The 14,113-nt window shown below is 70.0% G+C and carries 18 protein-coding genes and 1 riboswitch; of the genes, 6 read left to right on the top strand and 12 right to left on the bottom strand.

Features of this window, described 5'->3' with window-relative positions; translation table 11 throughout:
- Positions 1–9: 9 nt before the first annotated feature.
- Both OHS70_RS32140 and OHS70_RS32135 read right to left on the bottom strand, forming a co-directional pair.
- Complete coding sequence (locus tag OHS70_RS32140) at positions 10–468, bottom strand: SRPBCC family protein (protein ID WP_328403261.1); 459 nt, start codon at positions 466–468, stop codon at positions 10–12.
- Positions 469–662: 194 nt separating this feature from the next.
- Positions 663–878, bottom strand: coding sequence for a CsbD family protein (locus OHS70_RS32135; protein WP_328403257.1), 216 nt, complete (start codon positions 876–878; stop codon positions 663–665).
- Between the two features lie 275 nt (positions 879–1,153).
- Here OHS70_RS32135 and OHS70_RS32130 point away from each other — a divergent pair, with 275 nt between their 5' ends.
- Both OHS70_RS32130 and OHS70_RS32125 read left to right on the top strand, forming a co-directional pair.
- On the top strand, positions 1,154–1,330 hold the full coding sequence (locus OHS70_RS32130) for a CsbD family protein (protein WP_328403255.1): 177 nt from the start codon (positions 1,154–1,156) through the stop codon (positions 1,328–1,330).
- A gap of 649 nt (positions 1,331–1,979) precedes the next feature.
- Positions 1,980–2,699: a lysophospholipid acyltransferase family protein gene (locus OHS70_RS32125; RefSeq protein ID WP_328403253.1), complete on the top strand. Its 720-nt coding sequence runs from the start codon at positions 1,980–1,982 to the stop codon at positions 2,697–2,699.
- Between the two features lie 81 nt (positions 2,700–2,780).
- Here OHS70_RS32125 and OHS70_RS32120 read toward each other — a convergent pair whose 3' ends face one another.
- The 8 genes from OHS70_RS32120 to OHS70_RS32085 all read right to left on the bottom strand — a co-directional run bounded on the left by OHS70_RS32120 (position 2,781) and on the right by OHS70_RS32085 (position 9,940).
- Positions 2,781–4,358 carry an alpha/beta hydrolase gene (locus OHS70_RS32120; RefSeq protein ID WP_328403251.1) on the bottom strand — a complete coding sequence of 526 codons (1,578 nt, stop codon included), beginning with the start codon at positions 4,356–4,358 and terminating at the stop codon, positions 2,781–2,783.
- A 119-nt stretch (positions 4,359–4,477) separates the two neighbouring features.
- Entirely contained in the window at positions 4,478–5,215 is a 738-nt protein-coding gene (locus OHS70_RS32115; RefSeq protein WP_328403249.1) for an urease accessory protein UreD, read from the bottom strand.
- A complete protein-coding gene (ureG, locus tag OHS70_RS32110; RefSeq protein WP_328403247.1) occupies positions 5,212–5,892 on the bottom strand; it encodes an urease accessory protein UreG in 681 nt (226 codons plus the stop codon). The genes OHS70_RS32115 and ureG overlap by 4 nt, the downstream gene beginning before the upstream one ends.
- Before the next feature lie 32 nt (positions 5,893–5,924).
- The gene (locus tag OHS70_RS32105; protein ID WP_328403245.1) at positions 5,925–6,587 is read right to left on the bottom strand and encodes an urease accessory protein UreF; all 663 of its coding nucleotides are present in this window, start codon (positions 6,585–6,587) and stop codon (positions 5,925–5,927) included.
- Positions 6,588–6,870: 283 nt separating this feature from the next.
- On the bottom strand, positions 6,871–8,592 hold the full coding sequence (locus OHS70_RS32100; RefSeq protein WP_328403243.1) for an urease subunit alpha: 1,722 nt from the start codon (positions 8,590–8,592) through the stop codon (positions 6,871–6,873).
- Positions 8,585–8,896 carry an urease subunit beta gene (locus OHS70_RS32095; RefSeq protein ID WP_328403241.1) on the bottom strand — a complete coding sequence of 104 codons (312 nt, stop codon included), beginning with the start codon at positions 8,894–8,896 and terminating at the stop codon, positions 8,585–8,587. Before OHS70_RS32095 ends, OHS70_RS32100 begins: the two co-directional genes overlap by 8 nt.
- Positions 8,897–8,909: 13 nt before the next feature.
- Entirely contained in the window at positions 8,910–9,212 is a 303-nt protein-coding gene (locus OHS70_RS32090) for an urease subunit gamma (protein WP_328403239.1), read from the bottom strand.
- Positions 9,213–9,319: 107 nt separating this feature from the next.
- Entirely contained in the window at positions 9,320–9,940 is a 621-nt protein-coding gene (locus tag OHS70_RS32085; RefSeq protein WP_328403237.1) for a TetR/AcrR family transcriptional regulator, read from the bottom strand.
- 107 nt (positions 9,941–10,047) lie between these two features.
- Here OHS70_RS32085 and OHS70_RS32080 point away from each other — a divergent pair, with 107 nt between their 5' ends.
- Complete coding sequence (locus OHS70_RS32080; RefSeq protein WP_328403235.1) at positions 10,048–11,040, top strand: ABC transporter permease; 993 nt, start codon at positions 10,048–10,050, stop codon at positions 11,038–11,040.
- Positions 11,041–11,142: 102 nt separating this feature from the next.
- Here the strand turns inward: OHS70_RS32080 and OHS70_RS32075 are convergent, their stop codons facing one another.
- Positions 11,143–11,424, bottom strand: coding sequence for a type II toxin-antitoxin system Phd/YefM family antitoxin (locus tag OHS70_RS32075; RefSeq protein WP_328403233.1), 282 nt, complete (start codon positions 11,422–11,424; stop codon positions 11,143–11,145).
- 81 nt (positions 11,425–11,505) lie between these two features.
- Between OHS70_RS32075 and OHS70_RS32070 the strand changes: the two genes are divergently transcribed.
- The 3 genes from OHS70_RS32070 to OHS70_RS32060 all read left to right on the top strand — a co-directional run bounded on the left by OHS70_RS32070 (position 11,506) and on the right by OHS70_RS32060 (position 13,430).
- Positions 11,506–12,135, top strand: coding sequence for an ATP-dependent Clp protease proteolytic subunit (locus OHS70_RS32070; protein ID WP_328403231.1), 630 nt, complete (start codon positions 11,506–11,508; stop codon positions 12,133–12,135).
- A gap of 7 nt (positions 12,136–12,142) precedes the next feature.
- Positions 12,143–12,451 (top strand): hypothetical protein, encoded by a 309-nt coding sequence (locus OHS70_RS32065; RefSeq protein ID WP_328403229.1) that lies wholly within the window; start codon positions 12,143–12,145, stop codon positions 12,449–12,451.
- 343 nt (positions 12,452–12,794) lie between these two features.
- A riboswitch (cyclic di-AMP (ydaO/yuaA leader) is annotated at positions 12,795–12,950 on the top strand.
- Between the two features lie 3 nt (positions 12,951–12,953).
- Positions 12,954–13,430, top strand: coding sequence for a C40 family peptidase (locus OHS70_RS32060; RefSeq protein ID WP_328403226.1), 477 nt, complete (start codon positions 12,954–12,956; stop codon positions 13,428–13,430).
- 165 nt (positions 13,431–13,595) lie between these two features.
- Here the strand turns inward: OHS70_RS32060 and OHS70_RS32055 are convergent, their stop codons facing one another.
- A complete protein-coding gene (locus tag OHS70_RS32055) occupies positions 13,596–14,027 on the bottom strand; it encodes an ATP-binding protein (protein WP_328403224.1) in 432 nt (143 codons plus the stop codon).
- Positions 14,028–14,113: the final 86 nt, after the last annotated feature.

Here is a 14,113-nt window from a genome sequence, read left to right as displayed (position 1 = left end):
CCGCGGCGGTCATCCAGGGGTGACGCGGCCGCGCCACGAGCCGGATTCGCCGCCGCGCTGCTCGATGTACTCCTTGAAGCGCCGCATATCGCCCTTGATCCGCCGGTCGATCATGCCCGTCACGGCCGCGGTCTTCTCCGCCGCACCGCTGGGTTCGACGTCCATCACGAGCTCCACACGGGTGTGCGTGTCATCCAGGCGGCGGAAGTGGACCATCCCCATCTGCTTGGTGTCGCCGCCGACGGTGCGCCAGGCGATCCGCTCGTCCGGGAGCTGGTCGACTATCTCGGTGTCGAACTCCCTGCGCACGCCACCGATCTTGGTGATCCAGTGATTGTGGAGGTCATCGAGCTGCCTGACCTCTTCGACGCCCTCCATGAACTCGGGGAATTCCTCGAACTGCGTCCACTGGTTGTAAGCGGTGTGGATGGGAACCTCCACCTCCACCGATTCCTTGACCATGCTCATTGTTGTGACTCCTTTCAACGACCGGCCCACGGCCAGCGGACCTGACACGTTTCCGCGAGTACCCGAATCGGCCCGGCCGAGACCTCGAACCCACCGGCAATGCGCGAATTTCGCCTCCGCACAAACGGTCCGGGTTCCGCACGGCTGAACAACTGCCCCGCGAAACCCGGTTCGTTCCGGAGAATGACCAGCTGTCACTTGTGCTTACGGGTGCTCTCCTTGGCCGCGTCCGCCGCGTCGCGCACGGATTCCTGGGCTTCCGCGGCCGCCTGGCGGGTCTTGCCCTCAAGGCGGTCGGCGGTCCCCTTCAGACGCAGTTCGTCGTCGCCCGTCGCCTGTCCGGCCTTCTCCTTGGCCTTGCCCACTGTCTCCTGGGCCTTGCCTCGTATCTTCTTTCCCTGGTCAGCCACGCGAATCAGCTCCTGAGGAGTGGCGCTGTTTTCGGGTACATCATTCGGCTACCTCGGCAGGGGACCGGCAAACGTCTTTTCACGTATTCCTCTTGGCTGCGGACGTGGCGTGCCACCAGAAATGCGCCACGGGTGCGTCGGCGCCGCTCCACGAGGTTTTCCTACAGTTGTTCGAGTAATGCGAATTTGCGGCACTCCCCCCGCTGGCGCACGGTGAACGGTGAACAGGGTGGTCAGGCACGATCACCCCCGATCCGGAGAGGAAGTCGATCCTGATGAGCAAGAGCAAAGCCAAGGCGAAGCAGCTGAAGGGGAAGATGAAGGAGACCATGGGCAAGACCGCGGGCGACAGGTCCATGCAGGCCGAGGGCAAGGGCGAGCAGTTGGAGGGCAAGACCCAGGAGATGGCCGAGAAGGCCGCCGACCAGGTCCGCAAGGGCACCAAGCACTGAGCCCGGGGCCATTGGCAGGCTGTCCGTTCTCCCGATAGCCGCAGGTGGTCGCGGAGCATCTCGAGCGCCGCGACCACCGCCGTCCGCCGGACCGTGTCCCGGGTCACCGCCGTCTGCAGGCCCGCGTCCCGGCCCCTCGTCCACCGCCGCCCGAGGCTGCCGACCCGGCGGGCGTCAACCGTTGTCCCATCCGGCGGGCGTCCGGCGTGCCAGGACCAGCAGACGGACGGGTCCGATCGGCGGCACCGACGCCTTGATCTCGGACCGTCCGGAACGAGGAGCCACTGACCACGACCGGGCGAGGGGACCGTCAGGGCGGGGCGACTCCTCCGCGCCGCGTACTGCTCATCGGCCGGTACACGGCTCCGATCCTGCGGGAGATGACGGCGTGCAGGCCGTGGCCCATCGCCCAACTGCGGTGCGTACGAGGGCCTCTCGTCCCCGATCTGCGGGGCGTCGCGGACGTTCCGGGCCGCGCATGATCCCTCGTCGCCGGCAAGGCGGCAAGGCGGCAAATGAGACAGCGCGAGTCCGATCGGAGGCGGTTACAGACCACAACGTGTGCATTTACACTGGCCCCCTCCGAAACACCTTGTGACCAGGCAGAACGCAAACCCCGGAACCGATCCGGGCAGTTGGGAGCCGACCTGTGTTCTATTACGTGCTCAAGTACGTCCTTCTTGGGCCGCTGCTGCGGGTGCTGTTCCGCCCCAGGATCGAAGGACTCGAGCACATCCCGGCCGAGGGCGCGGCGATCGTCGCAGGCAACCATCTGTCCTTCTCGGACCACTTCGTGATGCCGGCCATCATCAAGCGGCGCATCACCTTTCTCGCCAAGGCCGAGTACTTCACCGGGCCCGGCATCAAGGGGCGGTTGACCGCGGCGTTCTTCCGCAGTGCCGGTCAGATCCCGGTGGACCGTTCCGGCAAGGAGGCCGGCCAGGCGGCCATCCGTGAGGGACTCGGGGTGCTGAGCAAGGGCGAGTTGCTGGGCATCTACCCCGAAGGCACCCGTTCGCACGACGGACGCCTCTACAAGGGCAAGGTCGGGGTCGCGGTGATGGCGCTCAGGGCCGGGGTCCCCGTGGTGCCGTGCGCGATGGTGGGGACCTTCGAGATCCAGCCGCCCGGACAGGTGGTGCCGAAGATCAAGCGGGTCACGGTCCGGTTCGGTGAGCCGCTGGACTTCTCGCGCTACGCGGGCATGGAGAACGAGAAGGCGGCGATCCGCGCCGTGACGGACGAGATCATGTACGCCATTCTCGGGCTGTCCGGCCAGGAGTACGTGGACCGGTACGCCGCCGAGGCCAAGGCTGAGCTGCAGGAACAGCAGCAGAAGCAGCGGAAGTTCCCGCGTCGCAGCAGCTGAGGGCGCAGGAGGGGGACGCGCCGCAGGGCGAAGGAGGGGCGGCCGTGACCGGCCGCCCCTCCCCCGTCACCGCTGTGGCGCTTACGGCTTGGGCGTGGCGTGCGGGGTGCACGTCACATCGCGGCCGTCCACCTTGCCGCTGAGCAGGTAGGCGTCCACGCGCTCGTTGATGCACGGGTTGACCAGGCCGGTCACACCGTGCGAGCCGGCGCCCTTCTCGGTGATCAGACGAGAGCCCTTGAGCCGCTTGTGCAGCTCGACCGCGCCGTCGTAAGGCGTCGCGGCGTCACGCTCGGCCTGCACGATGAGCACCGGCGGCAGGCCCTTGCCGGTCCGCACCTGCACCGGGGTCTGCTGCTTGGCGGACCAGGTGGCGCACGGCAAATTCATCCACGCGTTGGCCCACGTCATGAACGGGTGGTCCTTGTGCAGACGGGTGTTGTCCCGGTCCCACTTCTTCCAGCTGGTGGGCCACTTCGCGTCGGCACACTCGACGGCGGTGTAGACCGCGTTGCCGTTCTCCGAGGCGATGTTGCCCGCGGTGTCGGACAGGTCGGGCGCGGCGGCGTCGACGAGCGCCTGGGTGTCACCGGCGACGTACTTGCTCCAGGCCTGGGCGACAGGCACCCAGGCGGAGTCGTAGTACGGGGCGCTCTGGAAGAAGCCGATGAGTTCGGCCGGGCCGACGACCCCGCCGAGCGGGCTCTTCTTCGCGGTGGCACGCAGCTTCACCCACTGCGCTTCGACCTTCTCGGGGGTGTCGCCGATGTGGAAGGTCGCGTCGTTCTTGGCGACCCAGGCCTTCCAGTCGTCCCAGCGCATCTGGAACGCGACGTCCTGGTCGAGATTGGCCTGGTACCAGATCTTCTCGCGCGACGGGTTGACCACGCTGTCGACGATCATCCGGCGCACATGGCCAGGGAAGAGCGTCGCGTAGACCGCGCCGATGTAGGTGCCGTAGGAGACGCCCAGGAAGTTGAGCTTCTTCTCACCGAGGGCAGCCCGGATGACGTCCAGGTCGCGGACGGTGTTCGGCGTGGTCATGTGCGGCAGCATCCAGCCGCTGCGCTCGGCGCATCCGTCCGCGTACTCGGCGGCGAGCTTGCGCTGCGCGCGCTTGTCCGCCTCGCTGTCGGGCACCGGGTCGGGCTTCGGCGCCTTCACGAACTCCTGCGGGTCCACACAGGAGATGGGGGTGGAGTGGCCGACGCCGCGGGGGTCGAAGCCCACGAAGTCGTACGCCTTCGAGGTCTTGGCCCACAGGGGGTTCTTGCTGGTCACCCGGACCGGGAAGCGCATACCCGAGCCGCCGGGGCCGCCGGGGTTGTAGATCAGCGCGCCCTGGCGCTCTTCCTTGGTCCCGGTGTTGTCGATACGGTCGACGGCGATCTTGATCTGCTTGCCGTACGGCCGTGCGTAGTCGAGCGGAACGCTCACCCAGCCGCACTGGATGGGCTTCGCGAACCCCCAGTCCTCCGGGCAGTCCGCCCAGGCGATGCCCTTCTTGGCGGCCCGCTCGGCGGCTATCTTCACGCCGCGCGCCTCGGACCAACCACGGCTGGAGCCTTCGGCGTTCGCTGCCGGAGCAGCGATCGCGCCGGCTATGAGGGTGCCCGCGACCAGAGTGCCGGCCGAGCCGAGCACTGCTGTGCGTCTCACGTAGAACCTCCCCCTTCTGTTGTGGAGTTGTCCGGGAGATCCTTTCGTGGGCAGGGCAGCGGGGAGAAGTCCGTACTGGTGTTCTTTGCCGAACCAATAACCGGTGTGTCACGTCCCGCTCAGCGGTGCAGCTGTGCCAGTGCCTCGTCCAGGACGCCACGCAGGGCCCGCGCGTCCTCGGCGACGGCGGTGACGAGAACTGCGGGACCGGCCAAGGGGGTCAGCACGGCGGCCGGGCCCAGCGACCGGGCGTCGACCGGGATGTCGTCGTACTCCGGGTCCACGACGATGAGTTGGCCGACGGCCCGGTGCCCGGCGAGCACGGCCGGCCCGTCCCAGCCTCCGGGTGCGCCCGGTCCGCAGGAGAGCTCGGTGTCGAGCAACGGGCGTTGGGCCCGGTGCACGGTGAGGCGGGTGGTGAGGGTGCCCGGCCGCTCACCATAGCGGCCGAGGATCTGCTCCTCGCGCAGCACCAGCCGTGCCGTGGCGGCGAGTTCGACGCGGGTACGCATCCGCAGCTCGCTGCCCTGTGCCGCGATGAGCTGTTCCGGCAGCCACCGCAGCACGGCGTCCTCTCCCACCGTCAGCGTCACGTCGTAGTGAGCCCTCGCCCCGGTCCGGCCGGGCAGGGCGATCGTGGCGGCGGCCGAGTCCACGGTGAGCCGAGCGCCGTCCGACGCCTCTGCCTCGATCGCGAGCCGGTCGCCGCCGAGCGGCGCGCTCATCGCACCCACGACGGTGACCCGGTGGCCCGGGCCGGTGGCACGGGTGCGGCGCAGGGCGAGTGGTCCGTCACCGGCGAGGACGGGCAGCCCGCCCGGGGTGGCCACGATGCGGGCGGTGGCCTGGACGCTCATGCGGTCCAGGCGGCGAGCTGGGCCCGCACCCAGTCGGCGACCGGTCCGACGCCTTCGCCGCCGGTCAGCGAGGTGAAGGCGACGGGCAGGCCGCCGCGCTGTTCCTCGGCGTCGCGGGCCATACGGTCGAGGTCGGAGCCGACATAGGGCGCGAGATCGGTCTTGTTGATCACCAGCAGGTCGGAAGTGGTGACGCCGGGGCCGCCCTTGCGCGGGATGTCGTCACCGCCCGCCACGTCGATGACGAAGATCTGGGCGTCGACCAGTCCCTTGGAGAAGGTGGCGGTGAGGTTGTCGCCGCCGGACTCGACAAGGATCAGATCGAGCGGGCCGACGCTGTCCTCGAGCTCCTCGACGGCCTCGAGGTTGGCGGAGATGTCGTCGCGGATGGCGGTGTGCGGGCAGGCGCCGGTCTCGACGGCATGGATGCGCTCCGGCGGCAGCACGGCGTTACGGAGCAGGAACTCGGCATCCTCGCGGGTGTAGATGTCGTTGGTGACGACCGCGATGGACAGCTTGTCGCGCAGACTCCTGCACAGCGCCGCGACGGTGGCGGTCTTGCCGGAACCGACGGGTCCGCCGAGACCGATACGCAGGGCGCGCCGGCCGCCGTCGGGGCGTACGGCGTCGGCGCCGACCGCCCTGGGGGCTTCGTGAAGTCCGTGATCGAGGTGCATGGTGCGGCTCCTTGGTGCCCGGGGGTGCGGGCCTACGAGGCGAAGAGGCGTACGGGCCAGGTCGCGTGCTGCTCGGCCGTGATGTCGAGCAGCGGGGCGGACGCGGCGGGCAGTGCGTCGATGCCCTCGAGGGCGGCGGACGCCGCCATGGCGGCGACGCTGTCCATCTCGGGGGCGAGGCGGGCGAGGACGGCGGTGGCCTCGAACGGGTCCAGGCTCAGCAGCCGTACGGCGGCGGTGGCCGGACCGCTGACGGTCTCGTACGCGACGCAGTGCGCGGCGTCCGGCGGAGCGAGGCCGGCCGCGCGCGCCGCGGTGCCGAGCACGATCGGCTGGTGCGTACCGCGGGGGAACGCGACGGCGAGCGCGTCGAGGTCGGCGCCCGGCCAGGCGGCCCGTGCGGCGCGCATCATCTGCCGTCCGAGCTTGCGCGCGACGGCCCGGAGGGCGGGCGAGGGTGTGCGGGCGTCGGCAGCGGCGTCGAGCGCGGCGAAGTCGTGCCCGAGCGCGGCCGCGGCCGCGAGGCCGGCTGCGGTGAGTCCCGTCGTGTGCAGGCGTCCCCGGCAGAAGGCCTCCAGGCCGCGCGCGTCCCGGATCCGCCCGTCCTTGACGGCGGCCTCGGCCCCACCGGAGTGCGCGTGCCCTCCGGCAGGGAACCGTCCGTCGGCGAGGACGAGCAGGGCGGCACGGCTCATGACCGGCCGCCGGGCGTCGGCCACTGCCACTGCCACTGCCACTGCCACTGCCACTGCCACTGCCACTGCCACTGCCCACGATCGCGGGCCGCTGTCCGCGCGGCCACCTGTGCCCCATCCACCACCCGCACCCGGGACGACGGTCCCGGAAGAGGAGACCCCGCGGCCCCGGTGGGCGGGCGACCGACCGCGAGCGCACCCGGACCAGAGCCGGCCGCCGCCCGGGGTTCGCGCCCGGAGGCGCATGCGTATTGCCGCGCGTGCGGCATCCGTCGCAGCGTCATCAGAACAGGAAGTACCGCTGTGCCATGGGCAGTTCCACGGCCGGTGCGGGTTCGACCGGCTCACCGTCGACCGTGACCGTGAACGTGTCGGCGTCCACCTCGACCCGTGGCATCGCGTCGTTCTCGCGCATGTCCGCCTTGGTGACCCGCCGCGTACTGGTGATCGGTACGAACTTCTTGGCCAGACCCAGGCGTTCGGGCAGATCGTCCTCGATCGCCGCCTCGGCCACGAAGTTGAACGAGCTCCGTGCCGCCGCGGTCCCCAGCGCGCCGAACATCGGCCGCGGCAGGACCGGTTGGGGCGTCGGGATCGAGGCGTTGGCGTCACCCATCTGTGCGTACGCGATCTGGCCGCCCTTGATGACGAGCTGCGGCTTGACGCCGAAGAAGGCGGGATCCCACACCACGAGGTCGGCCAGTTTGCCGGTCTCGACCGAGCCGATCTCCCGGTCGAGCCCTTGGGCGACCGCCGGGTTGATCGTGTATTTGGCGACATAGCGACGTGCCCGGCGGTTGTCGGCCCGCCCGTCACCCGGCAGGGCGCCCCGGCGCTTCTTCATCACGTGCGCGGTCTGCCAGGTGCGTGTGATCACCTCGCCGATGCGGCCCATGGCCTGGGAGTCGGAGGAGATGATCGAGATCGCGCCGAGGTCGTGGAGGATGTCCTCGGCCGCGATCGTGGACGGCCTGATCCGGGATTCGGCGAAGGCGAGGTCCTCGGGCACGGCCGGGTTGAGATGATGACAGACCATCAGCATGTCGAGGTGTTCCTCGATGGTGTTGACGGTGTGCGGCCGGGTGGGATTGGTGGAGCTGGGCAGGACGTACGGCTCACTGACAACGGTGATGATGTCGGGGGCGTGCCCGCCGCCCGCTCCCTCGGTGTGGTACGCGTGGATCGTGCGGCCCGCGATCGCGGCGAGCGTGTCCCCGACGAACCCCGCCTCGTTCAAGGTGTCCGTGTGTACCGCGAGTTGGGCGCCGGTCTCGTCACAGACGCTCAGGCAGGCGTCGATGACGGCCGGGGTCGCTCCCCAGTCCTCGTGGATCTTGAATCCGAGTGCCCCGCCCCGCAGCTGGGAGTACATCGCCTCGCGGGACATGGTGTTGCCCTTGCCCAGCAGGCCGATGTTGACGGGGAAGGTCTCCAGCGCCTCGAACATCCGGGCAAGGTGCCACGGCCCCGGCGTGATGGTGGTGGCCTTGGTGCCCTCCGCCGGGCCGGTGCCGCCGCCGACCAGCGTGGTGACACCCGTCGCGAGTGCCTGGTCGACGATGGTCGGCGAGATGAAGTGAACATGGGCGTCGATGGCGCCCGCGGTGACGATCTTCCCGTTGCCCGCTATGACCTCGGTCTCGGGACCGATGACGAGGTCGGGATGGACACCGTCCATCGTGTCGGGGTTGCCTGCCTTGCCGAGGCCGGTGATCCGTCCGTCGCGGATCCCGATGTCGGCCTTGACGATGCCCCAGTGGTCGATGACGACAGCGCCGGTGATCACGGTGTCCGGCGCGCCTTCGGCCCGGGTCGTACGGGACTGGCCCATCGACTCGCGGATCACCTTGCCGCCGCCGAACACCGCCTCGTCGCCCGCGCGTCCGGGTCCGCCCGAGCGGTCGTCCTCGATCTCGACGAGCAGATCCGTGTCGGCAAGCCTGATCCGGTCGCCGGTGGTCGGCCCGAACAGGTCCGCGTACACGGCACGGCTGAGCTCAGCCATCGAGGGCACCTCCGCTCTCGCCGCGCAGGCCCGGGACGACCCGGCGGCCCGCGAGGGGTACGAGTTCGACCTCGACGGGGATTCCGGGCTCGAAGCGCACGGCGGTGCCGGCCGCTATGTTCAGCCGCTTGCCGCGGGCCGCGGCGCGGTCGAAGTCGAGTCCGGGATTGGCCTCGGCGAAGTGGTAGTGGGAGCCGACCTGGACGGGACGGTCGGCGGCGTTGACGACGGTGAGGGCTGTGGCGTCGCGGCCCTCGTTCAGGCGCACCGCGGCGTCGGCGAAGAGGATCTCTCCGGGAATCATCGGCGGTGCCCCCTCACACGATCGGGTCATGGACGGTGACGAGCTTGGTGCCGTCGGGGAAAGTGGCCTCGACCTGGACGTCGTGGATCATCTCGGGGATGCCCTCCATGACGTCGGCGCGGGTGAGCACCGTACGACCGGAGGCCATCAGCTCGGCGACGCTGCGGCCGTCCCGTGCACCCTCGAGGATGTGCGAGGTGATCAGGGCGATGGCTTCGGGGTGGTTCAGCTTCACCCCGCGCGCCCTGCGCTTCCCGGCCACATCGGCGGCCACATGGATGAGAAGTCGTTCCTGCTCGTGCGGGGAGAGTTGCACGCGTCCACCTCACTGTCGTCCGGCCGTCAACCGTCTGGGCGCGGCGGGTCCCTGGGGGCATCTCACGACCAGGGGGTGAACGTTAGGACGCAAGTTTTTCCGGCGCGTTAACTGAACTCGGGATCGTGCATGGACATCAGGGCCCGCAACCCGTCCTCGATGGCCTCCACGCGCACATCGCCGAACAACGCCTGCTGTGCGATGAACCCCTGAGCGGTGGCGATGAGGGTGCGGGCCACATGGTCGGCAGGCACATCCGCGTCCATCAGCCCCGCTGCGCGGTAGGCGTCGACGAGCGTGGCCCAGGCCAGGCGCAGACCGGCGTATCCGTCGGCCAGCGTGGCGGCCAGGTGTTCGTTGCGCAGGGTCTCGGACCACACCTGCAGCAGCAGCCGCGCGAAGGCCTGCCCGTCCCCGCCGGGCACCTTCTCGATCAGCATGTGGCGCAGCACCCGGCCGAGCAGCACATCGGGCGTGGGCGGCGGGTCCAGCCGGGCCGCGTCGTCGAAGGCGGCGCGGATCTCACCGAACGCCTCCTCCGCGATGGCCTCGATCAGCTCCTCCTTGCTGCGGAAGTAGCGGTAGACCGCACCGGCGGAAAGGCCCGCCTCCCGAAGGATGTCCTGCATCGACGTGGCGTGGAATCCGTTCCGGGCGAAGCAGCGGGCCGCGCCGTCGAGGATCTGCCGGCGGCGGGCGTCGAGGTGTTCCTGGGATACGCGGGCCATACCGCCGAATCTAAAACGAACATTCCTTCTTGACAACCTGTCACCCCGGGGAGACAGTGGGCCCAATAGCAAAAACGAACGATCATTCTTTTTAGTCGGGAGAGATCATGTCCGCTACGCCCACCCGCCGCATGGTCGCGGTGATGGTCCTGGTTCCGGTCGTGGTGGCTCTGGCCCTGTGGGCCTTCGCCTGGCCCGCGGCCCGTGTCGCACCGCGCGACGTACCCGTCGGCGTCGCCGGGCCGGCCGCCGCGGCCACCGAACTCGAGCACCGTTTCGAGCAGCGGGAGGGAGCCTTCGACGTCCACCGCTACGACGACGGGGCCGCAGCCCGCGCGGCGATCGAGGACCGGGTCGTATACGGCGCCGTCGTCGTGACCCCGGAGGGACCGCAGCTCCTGACCGCCTCGGCGGGCTCACCGGCCGTGGCCCAGCTCCTGCGCGAGGCGGTCGCCGGCGGGGCCCCGGCAGGCGCGGCGGCCCCGGTCACCGATGTGGTGCCGACCCCGTCCGGCGACCCGCGCGGGGGCGGCCTCGCGGCGAGCGTTCTGCCGATCGCCCTGGCGGGCGTCGCATCCGGAGCCGCCGCCACCGTGCTGCGGCTGCGGGGTACGCGGGCCGCGACGGCCCTGGCCGGATCGGCGGTCCTGGTCGGCGTCACCGCCGTCACCCTCACCCACAGCTGGCTCGGGGTGCTCACCGGCGACTGGTGGACCGAAGCGGGTGCCCTGTCACTGACGGCGTTCGCCATCTCGGCGACCGTGGCCGGGTTCGGCGCGCTGCTCGGCACGCGGGGCGTCGCCCTGGGGGCGCTGCTGATGGTCCTCATCGGCAACCCGTTCGCGGGTGCCGCCACCGCGCCCGAGCTGCTGCCGGAACCGGCCGGCGCGATCGGCCAGTGGCTGCCGCCGGGTGCGGGCGCGAGCGTGTTGCGCTCGGTCGCGTTCTTCGACGGGAGCGGCGCCGGAGCCGGACTTCTGACTCTGTCGCTCTGGGCGGCGCTCGGGCTCACCGCGGTCCTGCTCGGCACAGCGCGCGCGACCCGGCCGGCGGTCAGGGCAGAGGCACGTCACGGAGGTGCGCCCGCACCGGTCGCCTGACCGGCCCAGGCCGTCACGGACCGGCCGCGCGTCCCCGCTGTAGCGGACGGGGACGCGCGGCCTTGTGCTGCGTGAAGCGCCCCAGCCCGTACGGAGCGCCGCTCAGCCGCGCTGTTCGGGGCGGCGGTGCTCCGCCGCGAGTCCGAAGCGCCCGCGTTCGCCGGAAGCGGACGTCACCGAGCCGAGCGAGGAGACCGAGCTGATGACCTGCTCCTCGGCCGCCTCCTGCTCCTGCTCGAGTCGTGCCAGGTCAGCGGCGGAGACCAGCGCCACGAGCGGCTTGCCGTGCCGGGTCACGACCACGCGTTCCCCGCCGTAGACGACGCGGTTGATCAGATCCGCGAGCTCTGCGCGGGCTTGCGTCACCGGAATCTCGTAGGCCATGCTCCCCATGATAACGGCCTGTACGTCCTGTACATTTTTTACAGAAGTACAGGTCCGGAGACGAGGAAAGGTACGACGCCCATGCACCGACCCGCCGCCCGCTACGTCCTGCCGCAGTTCACCGAGCGCACATCCACGGGCACGCGCACACTCGACCCGTACTCCAAGCTGCTCGACGAGCGGATCATCTTTCTCGGCACCGCGATCGACGACACGGCGGCCAACGATGTGATCGCCCAGTTCCTGCACCTCGAGTACGCGGCCCCCGACCGGGACATCTCGCTGTACATCAACTCCCCCGGCGGATCGCACAGCGCCATGTCCGCGATCTACGACACGATGCAGGTCGTCACCTGCGACGTGGAGACCTACTGTCTCGGCCAGGCCGCCTCCACCGCCGCCGTGCTGCTCGCCGCCGGTGCGCCGGGCAAGCGGATGGCCCTGCCCGGTGCGCGGATCGTGGTCCAGCAGCCCGCCACCGATGAGCCGTTGCGCGGCATGCCGTCCGATCTGGAGATCCACGCGGCGGAATTGCTGCGGCTGCGGGACCAACTCGCCGGGATGCTGGTGCGGCACACGGGCCTGCCGGCCGAGAAGATCGCCGCCGACCTGGAGCGGGACATCATCCTCGACGCCGCCCAGGCCAAGCAGTACGGCCTGGTCGACCATGTGATCGACAGTCGCAAGACGTCCGTCTCCGGGGCGAGGTGAGCACTCCGTGCTGCCGCCCGAGCTGCCGCCGCTGCCCGCGCTGACCCGGGCCGAGGCCGACTTCATCGACGGCTATCTGGCCGTGGTCGATCTGCTGGGGCGGATCAACCCGGCCCGCGCAGGGCACACCTACGGGGCACTGCGCGCGGCTCAGGCCCTGGTCAGCAGCGCCGCCGCACTCAAGGAGGCCCTGACACTCATGCACATGCGTGGCGAGAGCGAGGTTCATGCCGCGACGCTCGCCGAGGCGCTGCGGGTTCTGGACGGCGAACGGAGAGCGAACCGGGTGACGATGCCACCGAGGACTCCGAGCTGACGGCCATTCCGACCCTGTCAACCGCCATCGGGGTAGCGGCCTTTCTCCCCCGTTCGGTGGAGCCCCCGGAAGTTGTTGCGCGCTGTACGAGTTGCGCAACGCGACGACCGATGTGGCGCCGTGGACCGTTTCACCGCTGGTACGGCGAGGGTCGACGTCAGGCGACCGAGGGGGAAACGGTACTGAATACCCGAACAGATCAGTCGTGATTAGCTTCACAAAAGCCGTTTCAACTCGGAAAACAGACACAGGTGGGTCAGGATCCGTGGGACGACAAGCCCCCGCCACCTCGACGGGGCGGTCCGGGCGGACGCCGAGTCCTGCCGCCGCACCGGATACCTGGTCGACAGAAGTGCATCGGCAGGAGTGGAGGACCCAGCAGTACGGGGTGACCGAGTACGCAGGTCGCCCCTTGGGGTGAAGCCGCTGACAGCGGCCGGGCGTCTTCGCAGGTCCGAACCCGACAGGTCATCCTTCACAGGCGGCTGACGAAGGGTTGCGCATGACTGCGCAGATGGATCTGGCGCTCCTCGTGTCACGAGCGCGTGCCGTATCGGTACTTACTCTCGCCGCTCTCGGCGGCACTCTGATCGCACCCGGCGGAGTCACCCCGGCCCATGCCGTCACGACCCATGCCACCAAGGCACTCCAGGTGGCCGCGTCGAAGAAGGGCTCGCCGTACCGGTACGGCGCCGCAGGGCCGAACCGGTTCGACTGCTCGGGGCTGACGCTCTACTCGTACAAGAGGGCGGGCAAGCGCCTGCCGCGCACCGCCCATCAGCAGTTCAACCGGACCCATCGCATCTCGGCGCGCAACAGACAACGCGGCGACCTGGTCTTCTTCCACTACGGAGGCTTCGTCTTCCACGTGGGGATCTACGCCGGGAAGGGCCGGCTGTGGCACTCGCCCAAGACGGGCTCGGTGGTGCGGCTGGACAGGATCTGGACGAAGCAGGTCTGGTACGGCCGGGTGCGCTGACTGCCGGGTGCGCTGACGGTACGCCAGGCCCGTACCGCGGTGTCCGCGCGCCGCCCATGACGCCCCTGGACGACACGGGCGGCGCGCGCCCCGCACCGCCGAGGCGGGCGCGGACCGGTTTCGCGCCGGGCCGGCACTCGTGCCGGACCGGCGCGGCTCGCTCTCTCAGTTCTGCACCGGGACGCTCCACGGCAGAGCGATCCAGACGGTCTTGCCGCCGTCGGCGGTGGGCGTGATGGACAGGCGTCCGCCGCACTCCGCGGTGAGGCTGCGGATGATGACCATGCCGCGGCCGTTGTCCTGCCGGACCGCCGCCGGCAACCGCTGCGGCCAGCGCGGGTAGCTGTCGGTGACACCGATGCTGAGCTGCTCGTCGCGCTCCAGCCGCAGATCGACGGTGAACGTGGGCGACTGGCCGAAGGTGTGCTGCACGGCATTGGTGGCGAGCTCGGAGACGATGAGCCGTACGGTGTCGGCGGCTTCGGCCTCGACGGGCAGTCCCCACCCGGACACGACACTGGTCACATATCTCCGGGCCGCGGAGACCGAGGCCGGATCGCTCGGCAGAGTCACGGATGCTTCTTGTTTGTCTGCCATGGCGACGCTGTCCCTTTCCCACCGGGGCCGGTCTCCGACTCGTAGCGGATGAAATGCGAGGACGGCCACGGATTGCGCTGCGCGTC

The organism is Streptomyces sp. NBC_00390, assembly GCF_036057275.1.
GTDB lineage: Bacteria > Actinomycetota > Actinomycetes > Streptomycetales > Streptomycetaceae > Streptomyces.
The sequence above is the reverse complement of the archived record's forward strand: the minus strand, read 5'-3'. Positions and strand labels throughout refer to the sequence as shown.